This window comes from Nonlabens tegetincola, from assembly GCF_002117085.1.
GTDB classification, from domain to species: Bacteria; Bacteroidota; Bacteroidia; order Flavobacteriales; family Flavobacteriaceae; genus Nonlabens; species Nonlabens tegetincola.
Map to the genome: position 1 here is coordinate 2,420,762 of NZ_CP019342.1, position 20,036 is coordinate 2,440,797.

Genomic DNA, 20,036 nt, shown 5'->3' on the forward strand with positions numbered 1-20,036 from the left:
TTGATTAATAATAGAGTTGATCTGTTCTTAAATTTAAATATCTGGTCGTGGCAAAAAAGGTGCTTATCAAACTGATCAGTAGTCCAAAACCAATAACACCAGCAATCAATAATCCAAGCATCTCATAATTTTCAAGAATACTTAATTCAGGCACTAATCTGTCTGCATAATAAACTACAACCGACAAGGCAGCAAGAGCTAAAACAGCACCGATTAAACCCAGCTTTAAGCTAGTCCAAATAAATGGCCTTCTAATAAAACCTTTTGTTGCGCCAACCATTTGCATAGTTTTGATGGTAAAACGTTTAGCGTATACAGATAATCTTATCGATGAATTAATCAATAAAAACGCGATTAAAACAAAAACACCACTCAAGATAAGCATGTAAAATGAAATCTTTTTTACATTTTGATTAAGTAAAGACACCAGTGGTTTGTCATATCTAATCTCTTGAATATAAGGTTTTGAAGACAACTCTTCTACAATAGTATCTATATCAGTCTGTGTAACATATTGAGCATTTAAACGTATATCAATACTATTGGGTATCGGATTAAAACCACCTAATTGTTCCACAAAATTTTCTCCTAAACTCTCTTGAGTTTTCTTTGCACCTTCTTCACTACTTACAAAAACAGCACTTTTTGTATAATCAGCCATTTGTAACGTAGTTTCTAGTTGTTTCATTTCCAAATCCTTTGCAGTATCTTTAAAATAAATACTCATTGGGATTTGTTCCCTAAAATAATTAGCTAGTTGCTGACTGTTTAAAAGTAAAAAGCCTTGTAATCCTAATAAAAAAAGTACCAGAAACAAACTTACCACCACCCAAAAATAGGAACTAAATAATCTGCGTTTTTGATAACTTGACGGGTGTGACATATTGATTGAAAATCTTATTAAAACAAAAATAACAAAGTAATATTTCCCTATAGTTATTTTATTTAGTTAATGCTAAAGATTTTAACGTCAACCATTGAGTCAATATTGAGTTATTTTCTATAAAAATGCATCTCATCAACGTAATTAAAGACATCATGATGCATGTAGTATCTTAAATCTTTTCCTTCTTTAATTCCATTTCTTATCATGGTAGAAGAAATTTCCATAATTGGAGCGTCAATCCTGATGATTTTTTGGTGGTTTTTAAAACGATCAGGAATCTGTCCATCACCTATTCTAGGATACACTATAATGGAATAATCTTCTAATATTACTTCGTAATTTTTCCATTTGTGTAAACTTTTCAAGTTATCCTCACCCATAATGAGTACAAACTCTTTATCAGGATACTTTTCAGTAAGATGTGCAAGTGTATGAACAGTATAATTAGGTTGTGGTAGACCAAATTCAACATTGCTTGCTGTAATTTTTTCGTATTCCTCAGTTGCTAGATGAACCATGTGTAATCTTTGATAATCATCTAACAAGTTTTGTTTCTTTTTATGAGGATTATGTGGCGTAACTACCATCCATACTTGGTCAATATCACCAAATTCTACCAGATAATTTGCAATTGCAAGATGTCCTATGTGAACAGGATTGAACGTACCAAAATAAAGTCCTATTCTATTCTTCTTCATCTTTAATGGACTGTGAAATAAACTCTTTGACTAAATTGTAGCTTTTGAGCTTTGCTTTTTCAAGGTCATTATTTTCAACGATCACGTCAAATTGAGGCGCTGTTGCCATTTCAGTACTAGCTTTAGCCACTCGCATAGCTATTTTCTCAGGACTTTCTGTTTTACGACCTTTTAACCTCTTTTGCAACTCGTTGATTGACGGCGGCTTTACAAAAACAGCCAGACAACGTTCTGGATACTTACTTTTCAATCGCAATCCACCAACAACGTCAATATCAAAAATTACATTTTTTCCTAAGTCCCATAAACGTTCTACCTCTTTCTTTAAAGTTCCATAAAACTGATCCTTGTAAACCTCTTCAAATTCAAGAAATTCTTTGTTTCTAATACGGTTTTTAAACTCTTCAATACCTAGAAAGTAGTAATCTTTACCATGTTGCTCTTCACCTCTCGCTTCTCTAGATGCAGCACTAATTGAAAAGGCTAAATTGAGCTCAGGTTGTTGTAATAAGTACTTCACAAGTGTTGTTTTTCCAGCTCCAGAAGGCGCGCTAAACACTATTAATTTGGGTTGTGTAGTCATTATAATACGTTGAGAAGTTGTTCTTTAATCTTTTCTAGCTCGTCTTTCATTTGTACTACTAGCTTTTGCATAGGTGCATGATTTGCCTTGCTACCAATAGTGTTAATCTCACGACCTATTTCTTGAGAAATAAAACCTAACTTTTTACCTTGAGAAACTGGTTGTTTCATTGTTTCTACAAAATAATTAAGATGATTCTTAAGCCTTACTTTCTCCTCGGTGATATCGTATTTTTCTAAATAATAAATTAGTTCCTGCTCAAACCTATTAGAATCAACCTCTTCTTTAACTTCTTTTACAGCCTTTTCTAATCTTACTCTTACATCTTTCAATCGCTCTTCATCGATTGTAATCACCTCGTTAAGTAAGTTTGTAAGTGTAGATATACGCGAGTTAAAATCAAATTCTAACTGGTTTCCTTCGGATTTTCTAAACTCCATTACGGCCTCGATTGCTTCTTGAGCAGTTGAGAAAATAGTTTCTTTAACCTCGTCAGAAAGATCATCGTCTTGAGGTTTGAAAATATCAGGAAATTGAGAGATTACTTTAAGTAAGTCAATTTTATGATTTGTAGAAGTTACTTTAACTAGTTCAATTTGCTCTAATTGCTTTAAGTAAGTATCTATAACTTCAATATTCAAAGCAGGAATTGAAGCAGCACCAGAATCTTCGACATGTAAAGAAAAATCTACCTTACCTCGTTTTAGAATTTTGGCAGCATTTTTACGTAAATCTAGCTCGGTTTCACGATAAGCATTGCTCATCCGTAGGTTTAAGTCAAGATTTTTGCTATTAAGAGTCCTTATCTCTACTGTGATTTTTTTATCAGAAAGCTGTGTGACAGCTTTTCCATAACCGGTCATGGAAATAATCATAGAACAATTTTGGACAAAGATACTAAACAGAATGCTGCTCAGTCATCTTATCTTGCTCTAGCTTATTGCGTAATCTACTTAATGATTGCTGGCGAATTCCTAAAAATGATGCGATTTCCTTCAATGGTAGTCTGTGAACTATAGGCTCATATCGTTCTACAAACTTCAAATATCTAGTAGTGGCATCATGACTAATCATTCTAGATTTTTCATCTAGCATGGATTGATAACGCTTGAGCATTATTTTGTGAAAGGCCGGCTCTAGACCGGGATACAGCTTACTCATGTACTCAAAGTCTTCATATTGAAAACATAAAACCTCACCGCTTTCTACACATTCAATTTGTAAATCGCTGGGTTTTTGATCAATAAAACTATACATCGCGGTCATCACATCACCATCGGCAACAAATCTTACAGTATGAAGGTCACCTTTTTCGTCAATGATGCTACCTTTAAGTACACCTTTTTTAACTACATAAATATGACTGGACACTTCACCTAAATGCAGTAAAATGTCTCTTTTCTTAACTTTTTTTACCTCTAATAATCCGAAGATTTCATTTGCGTACTCTAATGACGGTCTTCCTTCATCACCTGTCAAATCATGTAAAAAAGAGGGCAATTCCATATGATAATAATTAGGAGTTTATTAACTTTTTATTAGGCATACATTTGCAATATACCTATTTTGAAAGACAAAAAAATGTCTTATATACTCATCTAGAAAACATATGTTAAACCTTTTTTATATAGTAGACAAAAGAGTATAGATTATCGACGAAATACACAATAAAGAAATATTTTTTTCAGACAAGAGCACCTCAACATTGCAAAATTTGTCGGTTTTAAGTGGTCTAAGCCTACATTTGACTTATTTTGCATACAATGAAATCAAGAATTCTATCTCTAAAAAGACTTTCTAATAAACACAAAAATCAGCTGCTTGATGTATTTGACAACGTCGTTGATTTAGAACCTTTAAAAAAGATACTGCTTTCACCCAGAGTTTCTTTAAGAAATAACCATATTATCATTACCTCACAAAATGCCATTCCTTTTCTCAAAAAGAATTATGACTCACAATCAGTTTCATGTTATTGTGTAGGAATAAACACGTCATCCTTACTTCAAGAAAATGGTTATAATGTTATTGTCACTCATCATAATGCAAAAGAGCTTGCTCACCACATTTGCGCACACTACCACAATACTAAGTTTGATTATTTAACATCACCTCATCGACGGAATGAGCTTCCCGATACCTTAACCGACAATAAAATATCGTATAACGAGATTTATGTCTATGATACAATTATGGTGAAAAAAAGCTTCAGTTGTACTTTTGACGTCGTTTTGTGTTACAGTCCTCGTGGTGTTTACGCTTTCGCGAAAGCGAACTCAACAAATACCTCTACTGCAATTTGTATAGGAGAAACGACAGCAACAGCTGCTAGAAATTTCTTTAAAACGGTAATAGTAGCTGAAGAACCTAGTGTAGCACACGTAATTAAAACAGTATTAAAGACATACAAAAATGATTAAAAACGATTTATTTCTTAAAGCTCTTAAAGGTGAAACCGTAGAACGTCCACCAGTATGGATGATGAGACAAGCAGGAAGATACCTGCCAGACTTTATGAAGCTTAAAGAAAAATATGATTTTTTCACACGATGTCAAACTCCGGAGTTGGCTACCGAAATTACTGTTATGCCTATTGATCAAATAGGTACCGATGCCGCTATACTGTTTTCTGATATCCTGGTTATACCACAAGCGATGAATATCGATGTAGAAATGAGAGCTGGTGTAGGACCATGGCTGCCAGACCCTATAAGAACTGTTAAGGATCTAGACAGAGTAGTTGTGCCAGATGTGAGTGATGCACTTAGTTATGTGATGGAAGCCATCGACATGACTAAAAAAGTTCTGGATGACAGAGTGCCATTAATTGGATTTGCTGGATCACCTTGGACGATTTTATGCTATTGTGTTCAAGGACAAGGAAGTAAAAACTTTGACAAGGCCAAAGAGTTTTGTTTTACACAACCAGAAGCTGCCCATGATTTACTGCAACGTATAACTGATACTACCATTGCTTACCTTAAAGAAAAAGTAAAACATGGTGTCAATGCAGTTCAAGTTTTTGATTCATGGGGTGGAATGCTTTCGCCGGTTGATTATCAAGAATTTTCGTTTCAATATATCCAACAAATAATTGACGCATTAAAACCACTTACCGAGGTGATCGTTTTTGGTAAAGGATGCTGGTTTGCCTTACAAGAGATGTCGCGTAGTGGTGCTAGTGCACTAGGAGTAGATTGGACCTGTAGTGCAAGAAACGCTAGGTACTTGACAGGTGGCGACATAACATTACAAGGAAACTTTGATCCATCGAGACTATTATCTCCACCAGCAACTATTAAAAAAATGGTGAAGGAGATGATTGATGAATTTGGTAAAGACAAATATGTAGTAAATTTAGGTCATGGAATTTTACCTAATATACCCGTTGAAAATGCACAAGCATTTGTAGACGCGGTTAAAGAATACGCATAATAATGTTTAAAAATGTTTGGAAGGGTATTAAGGCCTATTCTGATGGGTTTGCTTTGATTAGTAAGCTTAATCTTTGGCAGTTCTTTTTAGTACCCATGCTTATAAGCTTTTTCTTCTTTGTAGGAATTGGATTTGCTGCCTATGGGTTGAGCGATAACCTAGCCAACATTATGGATAAATTATGGATATGGGAAACGGGCTCACAAACCTTTCATACCATTGCCGAATGGATAAGCGGAGCTATCATAATTATTATTGGTTTCATCCTTTACAAGCATGTGGTTATGATATTAAGTGCTCCTTTTATGTCTCCGGTTTCAGAACGTATTGAAAAGCACCTTTACCCTAATTACACTCATACTTATCCTCATAGAAATACTAATAATCTAGAACAGCTTTGGCGTGGTTTACGAATTAATGTGCGTAACCTGGGTTATGAATTGTTACTAACTATACCTTTATTATTACTGAGTTTTATTCCTGTAGTTGGTATTGTATTTACCATCATTGCGTTTATCGTTCAAGCCTATTATGCTGGGTTTGGAAATATGGACTATACGCTAGAACGTCATTTTAAATATGCCGATTCTGTCAAATTTGTAAAACAACGTAGAGGCCTTGCTATAGGTAATGGTTTAGTATTTATGGGAATGGTATTAATACCAATAATAGGTGTTATTCTAGTATTACCTTTTTCAGTAACTGCAGCTTCAAGATTAACTCTTAACGAAATGAAAGATCGAGAGTTGTTTATTCCCATCGAGCCTACAAGTGAATCTATTAATGAAATAACTTCATGAAAGAAAAATTCTATTCATTTATTTTAGAATTACAAGATACGATATCTGGAACCCTTGAAAAACTTGATGGAGCAGCCTCTTTTAAGCAGGATTTATGGGAACGAGAAGAAGGTGGTGGCGGTAGATCACGTGTCATTGAAAACGGCGCTGTCTTTGAAAAAGGTGGTGTCAATATAAGTGCTGTTCACGGCCCGTTGCCAGTGTCCATGCAAAATTATTTTAAAGTCAACGATGTTGATTTTTATGCTACAGGTTTAAGTTTGGTTTTACATCCTAAAAATCCTTTTGTCCCTACTGTGCATTGTAATTTTAGATATTTTGAAATGTATGATGAAACAGGTAGGATAGTCGACAGTTGGTTTGGTGGTGGATTAGATCTTACACCTTATTACTTATTTGAAGAGGATGCAACGCATTTCCACAAAATATGTAAAATGGTGTGTGACAGACATGAAGTTGCAGACTACGCCCTTTTTAAGAAAAAATGCGACGAATATTTTCACAATAGTCATCGTAACGAGGCTCGAGGAATAGGAGGATTGTTCTATGATTACTGTAAAGCAAATGAAAGTTTTACAATGGAAGATTGGTATGCTTTTCAAATAGATATGGCAAGTCACTTCTTAGAAGCCTATGTGCCAATAGTGGAGAAACGTAAAGATTTGGAATATGATCAAAATCATAGAGACTGGCAAGAAATAAGGCGAGGTCGCTATGTAGAATTCAATTTAGTTCATGATAAAGGAACCTTGTTTGGACTTAAAACTAATGGAAGAATAGAAAGCATTTTAATGAGTTTGCCACCACATGTTCAATGGAAATACGACCACCATCCTGTACCAGAAAGCCCTGAACATGAATTACTAAAGGTTCTCCAAAACCCTAAAAACTGGGTATAGATATATAACTTATACTTTTGTACTACCTAAAGCGTTTCCTTATCATGAAATCATTGTTAGCCAGATTATGCGGTGTCCTTTTAGTCATTACTGTATTGTCATGTGCTAAACGTGGTCGTCCTACTGGTGGACCAGTAGATGAAGAAGCTCCTGTTATTTTAAGGGCCTATCCTGATAACTATTCTACTAGATTTAATAATCAGGTGATAGAAATAGAATTTGATGAATTCATCAAATTAAAAGATTTACAAAAGCAACTAGTGGTATCTCCACCATTAGAATACCAACCTGTGATAACTCCTCAAGGTGGAGTTTCAAAAAAGTTAACCATTGAAATTAAAGACACGCTTCAGGACAATACCACTTATGTGTTGGATTTTGGACAAAGTATTGTGGATAACAATGAAGGTAATCCATTTCCTTTTTTCAGATATGTATTTAGCACCGGAGATGTAATAGATTCATTAACCGTAAAAGGAAAAATCACTGACGCCCTAAAATTCAAACCTGAAAAATTTGTGAACGTTTTACTATATGAAGTAAATGGAGAATTTATAGATACGGTAGTCACAAAGGGTAAACCTAATTACGTTCTTAACACACTGGATAGTCTGTCAACATTTACCATGCAAAATATCAAAGCTGGTACTTATAAAATGGTTGCCTTAAAGGAGGATAATCGTAATTTAAAATTTGATCCCAACAGTGATAAAATTGGTTTTGTTTCAGACTTAATAACTGTTCCTAGCGATCAAACGTACGAACTCAAACTATTCAAGCAGGCGCAGGAACCTAGTATTACAAAACCCATATTTAAAAATCCTCAACGATGGGATTTAGGTTATACAGGTCCGTTAGACAGTCTTAACCTGAAATCTCTACCTGATTATCCAATAAGTGATTTACGCATTACAAAACTTACAAAAAAGGATACTCTTGAAATATGGCAAAAACCTGCTGTAATAAAGGATTCTGTTTTATTTAATGCTTATTATAAACAATTTACAGATACGGTAAAGGTATTCTACAAAGAAGAGAAAAAAGACAGTCTGGTAGTAAGCAAGTCTGGAAAGTTTGGAATAGGTAAAAACATTTTGATTACAGCTACTACTCCTATTGAAGACTACAATACAAACCTTTTTAAATTAATTGATAAGGATAGTGCCGTGGTTCAAACTAACTTTAAGTTAGACCGGTTTAAAAATCAATTAGAATTAGCTATCGACTCACAAGAAAACCAGAAGTATAAATTACAAATGTTACCCGAGGCAATCACTGATTATTTTGGAGCAAAAAATATCGACACGCTTAATTTTACATACAATACAAACAAATCCTCTTCATTAGGTAACATCTGGGTGACATTGACCGGTGGAAAAGAGTTTCCTATACTAGTGGAAATTGTTGATGAAAAATTAGAGGTTGTAGAACAGCAAACTGCAAGAGAAAATACAACCCTTGAGTTTAATTATTTAAATCCAGGTAACTACTACATTAGATTAATCTATGATTCCAATAATAATGGTAGGTATGATTCTGGAGATTTTTTCAAAAACAAACAACCAGAAAAGGTCGAGTATTTTCCAGAATTACAAAAACTTCAGGCAAACTGGGACTTACGTCAAACAGTTATAATAAATTAAACCTATCTCTATCTTGTAGAAACTTCAGTTTATCTCTGTAATGTGAGATATGATTTTTATCTAAAAGAACCGTTTTTATTCCGTTTTGCTCCCAAGGATGTTCATCAATTAACTCCTTACCTAGGACATCATAAACCTGTGAATGTCCGTTATAATCCATTCCTGTACCATCTTTTCCTGTGCGATTAACACCTATTGTATAACACATATTTTCAATCGCTCTAGCCTTTAAAAGTGCATCCCAAGCGTTTACCCTAGGCACAGGCCAGTTAGCCACATAAATACATATGTCATAGTCGCTGGTATTTCTAGAATAAACTGGAAAACGCAAATCATAACATATTTGAAGGTTGATTTTCCAATTTTTAAATGAAACAACCACAGGCTCTTCTCCTTTATCATAAACATTGTGTTCACCTGCAAGAGTAAACGTGTGGCGTTTATCATAAAATGTATGCTCGCCATCGGGATTCATAAAAATTCCTCTATTTACATATCCAGTATCAGTAGCGTACATTACACTGCCATAAATAGCAAAGTTCCCTTTAGAGGCGTGCACTTTTAAATAGTTTAAAATTTCGTAATTACTTGCAATACCTTGTGGATTCATAGAGAAACCAGTAGTAAACATCTCGGGTAACACTACCAGATCCGTTTGTTGATAGAGTTCAATCAGTTTGGTGTCAAAAGCCTTTTTATTCTCAACAGGATTTTCCCAGACTAATTCGCTTTGGATTAATGATACTTTCATGCGTTAAAAATAAGTGCCTATAAAATTGATGTCATTAAAATTACGTTATTGTTTTGAACGATACCTTGCCTTTCATGGCTATTAAAAACTAGCATGACAGAAAACTTTTCAATTGAAAAACAAAGCCTTATCTATTTCTTAATACTTTATGATTTTTAAAAAGAATATCTTTGTCGAGAAAATAGTTTATGGCATCATTCCAAATTCAACCACGTACTAAGGCTCAAGAAAGTACTAATGCGATTGAACGCATGTACATCACAATGAGACATTTATTCAATCGTGGATTTTACAAACCTATGGGTGTGAGTGGTGAATCGTTAAGAGAATCACTCCTTACACTAAAACCTGAAATCTATGGATCCATCGCCGATGAAAAGGTAGAACTAGATGGATTACTGTACGTTATGGATCGTTTACCTGTAGGGATTGAAGAGTGTACTTACATCAATCTCACCAGTAATGAAGGTTATGAGCAAAGTCATTTTAAGCCAATAATTCCTCTTAAACGTAGACGTAATTGCTATCGTATCGACGATCACCAAATGAATATTGAGGTTACTCGTGGTAGATCAGAGATTTATGACATACTTACTCACCTTACTTTTCTCATGATAGAATCTCATAAAATCATGAAGCAAGTAATGGTAGGTGAGAACAAACAAACTACAAGAGACTGGCAATGTCTAGAAAATGCAGTTACAAAGAAGAAACTTTCTCAAGAGGAGAAAGATATTGCAATGACGCACGTCGCTACCATTCTAGGTAGAACCTTTAAAGAGGTGAAAAGTACCTACCCTAAATTTGCAACAGTTGATAATCCTAATCGCTTTCTCAGTATAATTTATCACATGGGAGCTCTTGCCAGAAAAGAAATTCTGGATGAGCAAAAACGATTAATTACCTTTTCTCCTGTTCTTAGAGAACGATTGGGTCATCACATCCATGGAGATATTTGGGCGTCTCGTATCAAGCAATTTTTAGTCGATAACAATTTATTCGATAGACCTATTCATATAATAAGTGCCAACTTGCACAGTGTCATGAATTCCTTGTATGGTCCAAAAGCCCTACAAAAACAGCTTAAAGACACTGACCGCATGTCTCTTTTTGCAAAACTCAGTGACGAGGCAAATAAAAACCTGCGTGACCGTATAAAAAAACATGCCGTTACAAATGGTATGTATGAACTTAAAGATACTAGTGGTACTAATATCGATGTACAGATATTTGATACCAGTGAATGTGCTTACATGGACGTTGATTTTTGTTCAGTACGCTTTCGCGAAAGCGATAACAGCACAAAACCAGTACTTGTCGTAATGGACTATGCCTTTGGTGAGCAAGCATTTGAGACGATGGATGAATTGCTTAAACCGTATACCGATGAAAACGGAACTAAGCACAAGATGAATGTCAAATCTGTTAATGTAATGGGTAAAGCAGGTATTCTTACCGGTGATAAAGGCGACATCATGATACCTGATGCTCATGTTTTTGAAGGAACAGCAGATAATTATCCTTTTGAAAATCAACTTAAAGAAGAGGATTTACAAGAAGATGGCATTAATATAGTAAGTGGAAGTATGGTTACCGTTCTAGGAACTTCGCTACAAAACAAAGATTTACTAGAGTTTTTTCACACCAGTAGTTGGAGAGTGATAGGTCTGGAAATGGAAGGTGCTCATTACCAAAAAGCAGTGCAGTCTGCATCACAGGTACGTAGAAGTATAGATCGTGATGTAAAAGTAAGATATGCCTACTATGCAAGTGATAATCCTTTAAAAACAGGTCATACTCTTGCAAGTGGTGGATTAGGTTTACTAGGAGTAAAACCGGTATATGTGATTACCGAAAAAATCCTAGAACAAATCATGGAGGAAAGTCTGTAATTAATTCTTCGATTATACTTAGTATTGCCAGGTTGCGTTCTAAATTGTGAACAAAACTTATATTTGACACAATAAAAACTTACGTATGAGCGACCAGCCCAATAATCAGGAGGAAAAAGAGGTAGATCTAGTACCTGTTTTCACATGGATAGGTAATGGTTTTAAAAATCTCTTTAAAGCCATAGGAGATGTGTTTAAAGGAATAGGTAACTTCCTAGTTCTTACCTTACTATTCATGAAAAAACACCTAGTTTTACTAGCTGTTCTGTTTTTGATAGGAGCTGGATTAGGTTATTACCTGGATTTACAAAACAAAAAATCCTTTAATGCCATACTTAGAGTACAACCCAATTTCAATAGTGCTGCTCAACTTATTTCAAATATTAACTTGTACCAGTCGCTTATTGAACAAGAGGATTTTGCAAGTCTAGCCAATAAGTTAGAGATTACCGAGGAACAGGCACAAACTTTAGGGTCTTTTGAGATCGAGGCTAGCTATACCGATAATGAGTTACTAGCAGAATACGATGCACTAGCGAGAAAAAGCGATACCATGGCGCTTATGAATTTTACCTTTGAAGGATTTAAAGCAGCAAAACGAGATATCGATTATGAATTCTATAAGGTAGTGATTTCCGGAATCGATCGCGAGGTGGTTAATAAAGTAAGTGAGCCGGCAGTAACGGTTCAAGATAATTCAGGGATTAAAGCTTTACGTCAATCGGCAAAGGAGAACAATGCATTTGATTTAAAAGTGCTCGAATATCAATTACAAGAAACCGATTCACTTATCGCTAGTTACCAAAAAGCGATTGCAGGAAATTCAACAAGCGCCGCATCGTCTGGAACAAACCTATATTTAGGAGATCAAAAGCCATCTGATGCTCTTAAAGATCTCTTTGGTCAGAAATCAACGCTACTGTATAAAATTTCAGAGGCTAGAGAAGATAAGTACAAGTTTGCCAAAACCGTAAATGTATTATCACAATACGTTACTAAAGGATCTGTTGAGAAGAAGCATTACAAGATCAAATTGGCCTTTATCTTTCTAGGTTGCGGTATGCTACTAGCCTTAATTCCTTTATTGTGGAGCTATCTTAACAGGTTAGAGTCGCAACGAAAATGATAGTAAAAGAAACGTCATTAAAGGATTGTAAAGTTATCGAGCCAGCTGTGTTTGGTGACCAGCGTGGTAAATTTGTTGTTGCTTTTGATAGTCTCGCTTTCGCGAAAGAGTTACCTCAATCCAACCCGTTTATTGTAATTAATGAGAGTACCTCAACCTATGGCGTTATTCGAGGTTTACACTTACAAAAAGGAGATGCTGCACAGGCAAAACTAGTACGTTGTGTGCAAGGTGAGATATTAGACGTTGCTGTAGATTTTAGGGTAGATTCTCCAACCTATTTGAAACATTTTGCAATCAAATTGAGTGCAGAAAACAACAAGCAATTATATGTCCCTAGAGGCTTTTTACATGGTTTCTCGGTACTTTCATCAACTGCGATTGTGAACTATCAAATTGACAATACTTATCAACCTGAAACCGAACTTGCAGTAAGATACAATGATCCACAGCTTGCTATTGATTGGCAAATACCAGAAAAGGATGTCGTCCTTTCTGAAAAAGATAGTGCTGCCCCATATCTATCTCAATTATGATAAAAGTTCTAATTACTGGTGCAAATGGGATGCTGGGAACAGCCATAAGTAAGCGGTTGACCAGTGTTGAATTGTTCACTTTCACAAGTAAAGAACTAGATATAACTTGTGCACACAAAGTACAAGAAAAGGTTGCATCCCTAAGACCTGACTATATTATTAACTGTGCTGCCTACACAGCTGTAGATCTAGCTGAAGAACAACGGGAAAAAGCCTTTAAAATAAACTCAACCGCAGTAGAAAAATTAGCCCAAATCGCTGCCCAGTATGATGCTACATTAATTCATTTTTCTACTGATTATGTTTTTGATGGGACCTCTAATATTCCTTATCAACCACATGATATAACAAACCCGATCAATGAATATGGTGCTAGTAAGCTCGCTGGTGAAAAAGCCATTGAAATGCTAGCTTCTAAGTATTATATATTTAGAATTTCATGGTTGTATGCTCCTTTTGGTAAAAACTTTTTTACATGGCTTACGACTACCGATCAACAACAATTAAATATCGTAACTAGTCAAGTAGGATCCCCTACAAGTGCCTTGAGTGTTGCCAATTTTATACATCATGTTATCAAACAAGATCCTTTACAGTATGGCCTGTACCATTATGTGGATCATGGAAAGGTGAGTTGGTATGAGTTTGCTTTAAAAATAAATGAACTGGCAGAACTTAAAAAAGGTATTCATTCCGTAGACCACTACCCTACTGCTGCGCGACGACCTGCGTATAGCGTGATGGACACCTCAAAGACAGAAGAGGTATTCAAATACCTACTATCTCCTTATCAAATCGAATTAGAAAAGGTGATTGAACGCCTATAACGCAGTTATAGCAGTTAGATACTTATTGCCTATTCGTTCTAATGAAAAGTCCTGTGCTCTTTTAATAATTAAGTCTGAATCATAATTCTGTGGCGAGTTTACGACCTTAATTATTGAATCGGCCATTGATCGTGGGTTTTTTATAGCACAAAGTTCTCCAATAGAATCGTTATTTATAATAAATTCTGGGCCAGCACACCTAGTGCTGATTACAGGCTTCCCATAGGACATTGCTTCTATAATTACATTCCCAAAAGCTTCATTATGCGAACTCAAAACTAACGCAATACAATTTGCGTAGTAATCATCTAGATCCTCAAGAAAACCTAAAAATTCGACGCTATCGCTAATTTTTAATTCATTTGTTAATTGAATAAGTTCATCCTTTAACATGCCATCGCCTGCAATTTTAAGCTTCACATTCAAATCGTCTTTAATAAGCGCAAATGACTTGAGTAAAGTGGGATAATCTTTTTGAGACTCTAGTCGTCCTACGGCTAGTAAGTAACGTTCACCTGCAGAATTGTTAGTTTTTACTGTTTTTGACTCATAAATCGGGTTTCCAATGACTTCAATTTTTGAACTTACAGTTTTGTGAAAATTAATCATTGAAGTTTTAGTACCATCTGAGTTTGCAATGAGCAAGTGACTTCTATTAAAAGCCCATTTAAGCAGAATACTTAATTTTCCGGGATGCGTCTCATTAGCAAGTTCTCCTGCTTGCCTGATGATTAACTTACTTTTTGACTGGCAAATAAAGTGAGAAATATTACCAAAAACATTGGCCTCTAGAACAGCGGTAATAAAATAATGAGGCTTAAACCTTATCAATTCAAAACATATAATGATTGGCATTATACACAATCTTAAAAAGAGATTCAGCAGCTTTGATTGAGATGGCTTTTTATTGAACATTCTAATAACTGTCAAATGTTCATTTTGAATATCTTGGTAAGCAGTTCCATAGGCGGTGATTAAACGTACGTCGTAATTATTTTCAATCAAATAAGACGCTAATTTTATAAAAACCTTTTCGGCACCGCCGCCTTCAAGTGTAGGAGTATAAAGCAAAAATTTATTCTTCATATAGATTTGAAGGGTTCAGAATAATTCAAATATAACTTCATAAAAGATAGATTAAAGACTGAAGTACTGCTATTTTTGTTTGAATAAGTTCTATTAAGATAATGAAACAGCTTATCAATCGGTTTATTGCCTCCGACCAAATTACTCTAATTGTTTTGAGATTAGCTGGTGTAGGTCTTTTGTTTCTGGCGACATTGATAATGACCAATTACTATCCTCAGAATTTAGTTGGTGAATTTGAGTTATCTAGAACTATTTTGCTGTTAACAGGTGCAATTGTTGTTGCGGGAACAGATCGATCTATAATCCAGTTTGCTGGTAGGTTAGAAAGTGATGGCAGGTTTGATACTTTTCTGGGTGTGTATTTAAATAGCCTTAAATTAATAGGTCTACTCTGTTTTATTATTTTACTTATTTATATTTTAATTCCAGTTGAATACTATCAAAATTTCTTTTCAGATACTATCATCTTTAAAATTATCATAAGCCTTTTTTTCTATGCTGGAGCAACCTTAAACACTGAAGTGTTTAGAGTTTTTGAATCAAACATGTGGGCAGAATTGTATCGCGGTATCTTTAAATACATACTATTATTTTGTGCCGCTATATACTTGATGAATAGTTCAAATCAAGCATTTATTATAGATGTCTTTTTATTTTCGTTTGTGATTTTATTTGTTGTTTCTACCTTTCAAATCGTACCTAAAATTAAAAATCAATCTTGGAAATCATCCTTTAAGACTCTAGATATTTATAAAGTTTCAATGCCCATGGCCCTTACAGGATTGGGGTTCTTTTTATTACTGTCGATTGATGTTATCTTATTAAAATATTTTGAAGGTAATGAAGACGTCGCGGTTTATGCACAACCTGTTAAGATTATTAGCTTAATAGCGATGATTCAAACTACTTTACAAGCTTCTATTTCAAAACAACTAGCCACACGTTTTTTTAAAAAAGACTATAGAGCTTTAGACCAATTAATTAAAAAAACAACTCGAACCATTGCGATTATAAGTTTGCCATTAGTAATTGTTCTATTATTCATACCAAAGTTTCTTCTCTCTTTATTCGGGTCAGATTATATTGAAGGTTCATATGCATTAATGATTTTATTAGTTGGTTGTATCGTAAATGCATTATGTGGTTGTACCAGTATTTATATGAATATGACTAATAAGCAGTCTCAATTTAGAAATATTATATTTATTACCATTTTTATAAATATTATCCTTAACCTCATACTTATACCAATTTATGGTATAATTGGTGCCGCAATCGCAAGCTCTATCTGCTTGATTTTTTGGAATTTGGTTATTGTATTTTATGTTTATAAGCGAGATAATATAGTTCTTGCAATTCATTAATCATCTAGTTTGAAAAGAAGTAAGCTTACCTTTTTATTTATTGCAATCGTTACAATTTTAGTTGGAATGATTGCTAGCTTCATCCTACCTGATAGATTTATGTTTGATGCCTATACCATAGGCTTGGATAGGTATAATGAAAAAGGATGGTTGGGTAGCTATCCTTTTTCTATGATGATTTATCATATAACTGGTGTAGGCAGACTACCATTTCCTATGGTTGCTTTAATTCAATTGCCTATCATTTTTTTGATGTTTAAACATTTGAAAATACCCAGAAGCTTTCATCAATTCAATTTAAAAAACGCGATTATTTGGCTGGGTTTGCTTATGTTCGGTATATATGTAGGTTTCCCTTCTAAAGAATTTATTACTGCTATCTACATCTATTTATTGAGTCTCGTTCTTATCTCAAGACTCAACCTATTTTTAAAAATCGCATTAACATTTTTACTTCTTGCGTTTTTTGGTTGGTTTTACAGACAATACTTTTTACTCATACCGTTTCTAGCATTAGTCATTTACGGCCTGAGCTATATAAAAATTAAAAATAGAGTTCTTACTGTACTTGTAGTAGGTATTTTAACTGCCTGTTTTATGTCCTTAAGTTATGGACTCGTTAAGGGTGAGTTCATGTCACAAGGCTCTAGAGAAGCTCTTAATAAACGAAGAGTTGAAAGAGGTGATTCAAATGCTGCCACAATGATTGTTTCACCCGTAGAAACAGATACCTTTCATGGTGAAGCATTTGGAATAGTCTATGGGTTTTTCACAGTAAACCTTCCTGTCACTGGGCTTAGATTCATTTTAAAACCTCATGTAATTGCATTTGTGATATGGCAATTAGGCTTATTTATTTACTTGCTATATCTGTACAGTATTGTCTTAAAGAACAAGGAGAAATACCTTCACGAGCAATGGGTATTTCACTTGCTATTCGCTTATTTTGTTATACAAGGTGTATTTGAACCAGATTTAGGAAGTGCTGTAAAACATAAACTTGGCGTTTTTCCATGGATATGGCTAGCGTTTTATTATAACAAAGGACTTATAAAACGACCTACAAAAATTAAACGATATGTTTTCAAATTGGCTAAAAACAACTAGGTCTTGGTATCTTAATAATTATGAGTTATTAATAGGAATTCTAGCTAGTATACTCGTGTTTAGGAAACCTGGGACTATTGCTATCATTCTTTTTATAGTAAGTCACCTATTAATCGCAAGATCTTTTAAATTTTCTAAAAATTCATTTTGGAAAATTGGTTTGATCGCATTACCATTTCTACTGGATGTACTATTCCTGTGGAACAATGTTGAACTATCAGAAGGATTTAAACACATGGAAAAACGCATGGGTATGTTGTTATTTCCTGTTGTTCTTATAGGGTCGCCTATTAAAATCAATTTTAAAAAAGTACTTACCTACTACTCCATATTATTCACGTGCTTACTAGTCGTTCTATTAATAAGATTCCTAATTATTGAGCCCGAACTCGTTTCAAAATATTTGAAGGGTATTCACCTGTGGGAAATGGGTTATTCTTTTGCAAATAGCACCGGTGTTCATGCGCCAGCTCTCAACATGCATGTGGCTTTTCTAGTTGTTGTAAACACCTATCTCGCTATAAGATACTTGATCGAATCTAGCTGGAAAATCCTTAATTATAGGACTCTATTATTTTTAATTTCTGTATTTCTGCTTCTTATTATCAATACTAGGCTTGCCGTCGCAAATGCATTTATCGGTATATTTTTAGTTTTATTTTTAGAATTGTTTAAAAAGGTATCTCGCAAGAAACTGGTAACTGTCACGGCCAGTACACTGGCAGTATTGATTTTAATGGTGTTCGCTTTCGCGAAAGCGTTTCCTTACATCACAAAAAAGTATACCACCGTCACATTTGCTCACATGGATAAAGTAGGTAAACTTGATGATTTTGAAAACCCAGAAGGTGAGGTATTCAATAGTTTTGTAACTCGTGTAAGTATTTGGAAAACAGCCTGGGAAAGAGCTCAACAAGATATTTGGATAGGTGTAGGCGCTGCAGATGGCAAGGACGAGCTCAATCAAGCCTACCTGGATACTGACCAGCAGTTTCTAGCCAAGTATAAATTTCCTACTCACAACCAGTACTTAGATTTCTTACTCAAATTTGGTTTATTAGGATTGCTTGCGGTGCTTCTTTATGTACTTAATATTTTGTGGCTAGGCTGGAGATTACAGCACAGCGTTGTTCTGTTTTTCTTTGTATTGTTCTTTACCTCAAATCTTACCGATGATTTTTTAATCCGTTATGATGGTATCACCTTCAGCGCCTTGTGGATAAGTATATTTAGTGCGCTGTTTATTAAGAACGACTGTAGTACAAGTCAATCAATTGAGAAAAGTTCTTAGTTGAATTGAAAACCTCATCAACGCGTTTACTACCATTTTTCCCCATTTGCAACCTCAAATCTTTGTCAAATAGCTGTGTAATAGCTTGAACGGCTTGTGCAGCACCATCGATTAAAAACCCTGTTTGAGACGGTAGTACTATGTCTCTATTTCCTATTACATTGGTAGCTACCACGGGCTTTTCAAAAACCATAGCCTCAAGTACAGCAATAGGTAATCCTTCCCAAAGTGAGGTTTGTAAATAAACATCCAATCTATTAAGATGCTCTAGACCTTCATTCCTATTCATGAACCAACCTGTTATTGTGATATTGGGAGCTGTGATTTGATCCTTGAGAATACCATCTCCTATCCAGACGAATTGTACATCGGGTAATTGAAGAGCAATTTCATTAAACAACTTAGGATTGCGAGCGTGTGTAATCCTACCTAAAATACCTACAGTAAACTTTGAGGTTGGTTGGGTATTCAAAAAGGTTTTTATCTTGTTGTATGGGACACCATTTCTAATAAGCTCTACCCTATCATGTAGCTTTTTTGCTTCATCAAATTCTGTATCACCACAAGCTATGGTTGTAAAGCCATAAAAGGAAGCCATTCTTTTTTCAATAGCCTTAAAAACCGCAGCTTTACTGCTTGAAATGTCCTTGCGTAAAAAACTATAACCATGTGGCGTATAAAAAAGTTGAGCTTGAGAACTCGCAATTTTTGCTGCAACCTTGCCTAAAACACCAGCTTTTGAGCTATGAAGATGAATAACATCTGGTTGTTCCTTTTTAAAAATTCTAGAAAGCGCCTTTATACTTTTATAGTCGTTAAATGGCGAGATATTTTCATTCATGGGAACTTTAAGTAGCCTGACATTGGAATGAAAATCTTTTTGGACATTTTCAGGGATTATTTCTGCACGTTGATCATTATAAATAATAGTAGTTTGTACTCGATCACTAGGACCAAAAACCTGAGTCAAATCACAGAAATAGCTATAAACTCCACCACCTAAGGCTTCAATCACGTGAAAAACTTTAAGTTTCTTGTTGTTCATAGGTTACAAAGGTAAGTGGTAATCTTGCTTGTAGTATCTTTTTTGTTCATATTCGCAGTAAAGT

At 34.7% G+C, this 20,036-nt stretch carries 20 protein-coding genes; 12 read left to right on the plus strand and 8 right to left on the minus strand.

Annotated features, from left to right (window positions below):
• Positions 1 to 4: 4 nt before the first annotated feature.
• From BST91_RS11185 to BST91_RS11205, 5 genes are all read right to left on the minus strand, one after another.
• Positions 5 to 883: a cell division protein FtsX gene (locus tag BST91_RS11185; RefSeq protein ID WP_060523521.1), complete on the minus strand. Its 879-nt coding sequence runs from the start codon at positions 881 to 883 to the stop codon at positions 5 to 7.
• A gap of 110 nt (positions 884 to 993) precedes the next feature.
• Positions 994 to 1,584, minus strand: coding sequence for a nicotinate (nicotinamide) nucleotide adenylyltransferase (gene nadD / locus BST91_RS11190; protein WP_085775419.1), 591 nt, complete (start codon positions 1,582 to 1,584; stop codon positions 994 to 996).
• Positions 1,571 to 2,167, minus strand: a complete 597-nt coding sequence (gene gmk, locus BST91_RS11195) for a guanylate kinase (protein WP_085775420.1) — start codon at positions 2,165 to 2,167, stop codon at positions 1,571 to 1,573. Before gmk ends, nadD begins: the two co-directional genes overlap by 14 nt.
• The gene (locus tag BST91_RS11200; protein ID WP_085775421.1) at positions 2,167 to 3,042 is read right to left on the minus strand and encodes a YicC/YloC family endoribonuclease; all 876 of its coding nucleotides are present in this window, start codon (positions 3,040 to 3,042) and stop codon (positions 2,167 to 2,169) included. The genes gmk and BST91_RS11200 overlap by 1 nt, the downstream gene beginning before the upstream one ends.
• A 22-nt stretch (positions 3,043 to 3,064) precedes the next feature.
• Complete coding sequence (locus BST91_RS11205) at positions 3,065 to 3,673, minus strand: Crp/Fnr family transcriptional regulator (RefSeq protein WP_042276816.1); 609 nt, start codon at positions 3,671 to 3,673, stop codon at positions 3,065 to 3,067.
• Between the two features lie 257 nt (positions 3,674 to 3,930).
• On the opposite strand from BST91_RS11205, the gene BST91_RS11210 reads away from it, so the two are divergent.
• The 5 genes from BST91_RS11210 to BST91_RS11230 are packed head-to-tail and all read left to right on the plus strand — an operon-like array spanning position 3,931 to position 8,944.
• Positions 3,931 to 4,587, plus strand: coding sequence for a uroporphyrinogen-III synthase (locus tag BST91_RS11210; protein ID WP_085775422.1), 657 nt, complete (start codon positions 3,931 to 3,933; stop codon positions 4,585 to 4,587).
• A complete protein-coding gene (hemE, locus tag BST91_RS11215) occupies positions 4,580 to 5,602 on the plus strand; it encodes a uroporphyrinogen decarboxylase (RefSeq protein ID WP_042276810.1) in 1,023 nt (340 codons plus the stop codon). Before BST91_RS11210 ends, hemE begins: the two co-directional genes overlap by 8 nt.
• A 2-nt stretch (positions 5,603 to 5,604) precedes the next feature.
• Positions 5,605 to 6,402, plus strand: a complete 798-nt coding sequence (locus BST91_RS11220; protein WP_085775423.1) for an EI24 domain-containing protein — start codon at positions 5,605 to 5,607, stop codon at positions 6,400 to 6,402.
• Positions 6,399 to 7,301, plus strand: coding sequence for an oxygen-dependent coproporphyrinogen oxidase (gene hemF, locus BST91_RS11225; protein ID WP_085775424.1), 903 nt, complete (start codon positions 6,399 to 6,401; stop codon positions 7,299 to 7,301). Before BST91_RS11220 ends, hemF begins: the two co-directional genes overlap by 4 nt.
• A gap of 44 nt (positions 7,302 to 7,345) precedes the next feature.
• Positions 7,346 to 8,944 (plus strand): Ig-like domain-containing protein, encoded by a 1,599-nt coding sequence (locus BST91_RS11230; RefSeq protein ID WP_157546963.1) that lies wholly within the window; start codon positions 7,346 to 7,348, stop codon positions 8,942 to 8,944.
• Here the strand turns inward: BST91_RS11230 and BST91_RS11235 are convergent.
• Entirely contained in the window at positions 8,931 to 9,695 is a 765-nt protein-coding gene (locus BST91_RS11235) for an amidohydrolase (protein WP_060523515.1), read from the minus strand. The genes BST91_RS11230 and BST91_RS11235 overlap by 14 nt on opposite strands.
• A 188-nt stretch (positions 9,696 to 9,883) precedes the next feature.
• Here BST91_RS11235 and BST91_RS11240 point away from each other — a divergent pair, with 188 nt between their 5' ends.
• The 4 genes from BST91_RS11240 to rfbD all read left to right on the plus strand — a co-directional run bounded on the left by BST91_RS11240 (position 9,884) and on the right by rfbD (position 14,076).
• Positions 9,884 to 11,587: a DUF6909 family protein gene (locus tag BST91_RS11240; protein WP_042276797.1), complete on the plus strand. Its 1,704-nt coding sequence runs from the start codon at positions 9,884 to 9,886 to the stop codon at positions 11,585 to 11,587.
• Positions 11,588 to 11,672: 85 nt separating this feature from the next.
• Positions 11,673 to 12,713 (plus strand): hypothetical protein, encoded by a 1,041-nt coding sequence (locus BST91_RS11245; RefSeq protein WP_085775425.1) that lies wholly within the window; start codon positions 11,673 to 11,675, stop codon positions 12,711 to 12,713.
• Entirely contained in the window at positions 12,710 to 13,249 is a 540-nt protein-coding gene (gene rfbC / locus BST91_RS11250) for a dTDP-4-dehydrorhamnose 3,5-epimerase (RefSeq protein WP_085775426.1), read from the plus strand. Before BST91_RS11245 ends, rfbC begins: the two co-directional genes overlap by 4 nt.
• Entirely contained in the window at positions 13,246 to 14,076 is an 831-nt protein-coding gene (rfbD, locus tag BST91_RS11255) for a dTDP-4-dehydrorhamnose reductase (protein ID WP_085775427.1), read from the plus strand. The genes rfbC and rfbD overlap by 4 nt, the downstream gene beginning before the upstream one ends.
• Here the strand turns inward: rfbD and BST91_RS11260 are convergent.
• Entirely contained in the window at positions 14,071 to 15,162 is a 1,092-nt protein-coding gene (locus BST91_RS11260) for a glycosyltransferase (RefSeq protein WP_085775428.1), read from the minus strand. The two genes, rfbD and BST91_RS11260, sit on opposite strands and share 6 nt — an antisense overlap.
• Before the next feature lie 101 nt (positions 15,163 to 15,263).
• On the opposite strand from BST91_RS11260, the gene BST91_RS11265 reads away from it, so the two are divergent.
• The 3 genes from BST91_RS11265 to BST91_RS11275 are packed head-to-tail and all read left to right on the plus strand — an operon-like array spanning position 15,264 to position 18,927.
• Positions 15,264 to 16,529 carry an MATE family efflux transporter gene (locus BST91_RS11265; RefSeq protein ID WP_085775429.1) on the plus strand — a complete coding sequence of 422 codons (1,266 nt, stop codon included), beginning with the start codon at positions 15,264 to 15,266 and terminating at the stop codon, positions 16,527 to 16,529.
• Between the two features lie 9 nt (positions 16,530 to 16,538).
• Entirely contained in the window at positions 16,539 to 17,636 is a 1,098-nt protein-coding gene (locus BST91_RS11270; protein WP_085775430.1) for a hypothetical protein, read from the plus strand.
• Complete coding sequence (locus BST91_RS11275; RefSeq protein ID WP_085775431.1) at positions 17,608 to 18,927, plus strand: O-antigen ligase family protein; 1,320 nt, start codon at positions 17,608 to 17,610, stop codon at positions 18,925 to 18,927. Before BST91_RS11270 ends, BST91_RS11275 begins: the two co-directional genes overlap by 29 nt.
• On the opposite strand, the gene BST91_RS11280 is transcribed toward BST91_RS11275, so the two are convergent.
• A complete protein-coding gene (locus BST91_RS11280) occupies positions 18,881 to 19,972 on the minus strand; it encodes a glycosyltransferase (protein WP_085775432.1) in 1,092 nt (363 codons plus the stop codon). The two genes, BST91_RS11275 and BST91_RS11280, sit on opposite strands and share 47 nt — an antisense overlap.
• Between the last annotated feature and the right edge of the window lie 64 nt (positions 19,973 to 20,036).

What these genes read in the sequence shown, in the direction of transcription:
- BST91_RS11185 (WP_060523521.1), bottom strand. Translation starts at nt 883, where the DNA reads ATGTCACACCCGTCAAGTTATCAAAAACGCAGATTATTTAGTTCCTAT.
- nadD (WP_085775419.1), bottom strand. Translation starts at nt 1,584, where the DNA reads ATGAAGAAGAATAGAATAGGACTTTATTTTGGTACGTTCAATCCTGTT.
- gmk (WP_085775420.1), bottom strand. Translation starts at nt 2,167, where the DNA reads ATGACTACACAACCCAAATTAATAGTGTTTAGCGCGCCTTCTGGAGCT.
- BST91_RS11200 (WP_085775421.1), bottom strand. Translation starts at nt 3,042, where the DNA reads ATGATTATTTCCATGACCGGTTATGGAAAAGCTGTCACACAGCTTTCT.
- BST91_RS11205 (WP_042276816.1), bottom strand. Translation starts at nt 3,673, where the DNA reads ATGGAATTGCCCTCTTTTTTACATGATTTGACAGGTGATGAAGGAAGA.
- BST91_RS11210 (WP_085775422.1), top strand. Translation starts at nt 3,931, where the DNA reads ATGAAATCAAGAATTCTATCTCTAAAAAGACTTTCTAATAAACACAAA.
- hemE (WP_042276810.1), top strand. Translation starts at nt 4,580, where the DNA reads ATGATTAAAAACGATTTATTTCTTAAAGCTCTTAAAGGTGAAACCGTA.
- BST91_RS11220 (WP_085775423.1), top strand. Translation starts at nt 5,605, where the DNA reads ATGTTTAAAAATGTTTGGAAGGGTATTAAGGCCTATTCTGATGGGTTT.
- hemF (WP_085775424.1), top strand. Translation starts at nt 6,399, where the DNA reads ATGAAAGAAAAATTCTATTCATTTATTTTAGAATTACAAGATACGATA.
- BST91_RS11230 (WP_157546963.1), top strand. Translation starts at nt 7,346, where the DNA reads ATGAAATCATTGTTAGCCAGATTATGCGGTGTCCTTTTAGTCATTACT.
- BST91_RS11235 (WP_060523515.1), bottom strand. Translation starts at nt 9,695, where the DNA reads ATGAAAGTATCATTAATCCAAAGCGAATTAGTCTGGGAAAATCCTGTT.
- BST91_RS11240 (WP_042276797.1), top strand. Translation starts at nt 9,884, where the DNA reads ATGGCATCATTCCAAATTCAACCACGTACTAAGGCTCAAGAAAGTACT.
- BST91_RS11245 (WP_085775425.1), top strand. Translation starts at nt 11,673, where the DNA reads ATGAGCGACCAGCCCAATAATCAGGAGGAAAAAGAGGTAGATCTAGTA.
- rfbC (WP_085775426.1), top strand. Translation starts at nt 12,710, where the DNA reads ATGATAGTAAAAGAAACGTCATTAAAGGATTGTAAAGTTATCGAGCCA.
- rfbD (WP_085775427.1), top strand. Translation starts at nt 13,246, where the DNA reads ATGATAAAAGTTCTAATTACTGGTGCAAATGGGATGCTGGGAACAGCC.
- BST91_RS11260 (WP_085775428.1), bottom strand. Translation starts at nt 15,162, where the DNA reads ATGAAGAATAAATTTTTGCTTTATACTCCTACACTTGAAGGCGGCGGT.
- BST91_RS11265 (WP_085775429.1), top strand. Translation starts at nt 15,264, where the DNA reads ATGAAACAGCTTATCAATCGGTTTATTGCCTCCGACCAAATTACTCTA.
- BST91_RS11275 (WP_085775431.1), top strand. Translation starts at nt 17,608, where the DNA reads ATGTTTTCAAATTGGCTAAAAACAACTAGGTCTTGGTATCTTAATAAT.
- BST91_RS11280 (WP_085775432.1), bottom strand. Translation starts at nt 19,972, where the DNA reads ATGAACAACAAGAAACTTAAAGTTTTTCACGTGATTGAAGCCTTAGGT.